Origin of the sequence: Pedobacter sp. ASV12 (genome assembly GCF_016429155.1) — a bacterium.
Taxonomy (GTDB): domain Bacteria; phylum Bacteroidota; class Bacteroidia; order Sphingobacteriales; family Sphingobacteriaceae; genus Pedobacter.
In genome coordinates this window covers 1-524 of the sequence record NZ_JAELUC010000267.1, presented here as the reverse complement: position 1 = coordinate 524, position 524 = coordinate 1, and the positions used below count along the sequence as shown (strand labels likewise).

The 524-nt window shown below is 41.4% G+C and carries 1 protein-coding gene; it reads right to left on the bottom strand.

What is annotated here, in order from left to right; all coding sequences use genetic code 11:
• A partial coding sequence (locus JHD69_RS20235; protein ID WP_199142129.1) for a hypothetical protein occupies positions 1–411 on the bottom strand: 411 nt, incomplete at its 3' end.
• Between the last annotated feature and the right edge of the window lie 113 nt (positions 412–524).

The window sequence follows — 524 nt, the reverse complement described above, 5'->3', positions numbered from 1 at the left end:
TCTTCTTAAGCCTTCGAGTCTTCTCTCTTCCTTAATCTTCAGTGCCCCAAGTTTTATGTAAGAGATTATATCTTCGATCTTATCCTCAATAACCGTATAAGCGGTGTCGCTCCACTCTTTTGAATTCCATGAGTTTTCTCCAATTTTGAAGAACAGCACTCCAGAGGCAACATAGTCATACTCAGTCCACGAATATTTTTGTTCTGGCTTTTTTATTCTGCTCTGCTTCTCACGCATAGAAAGGATAAATTTTTCACCGTTAAAAATTGCTAGAGTTGAATGCGACTCAACGTTCATCGTACCACCAGCCTTTTTGATTTCGCTAATTATTAAATTAAAGAGCATAAGTGCCCTTTCAATCATTAATGGGCTGACATTTATGCTCAGGGACTGGTATCCAATTGAGATCAATTGATTGTCCTTTCTGCCTTTTGATTCTATTTCATATATCTGTCTCTTATACACATCTGACGCTGCCGACGAACCACGACATCCGCAGTTGGGGGGGGTGGGGGGGGGGGGGG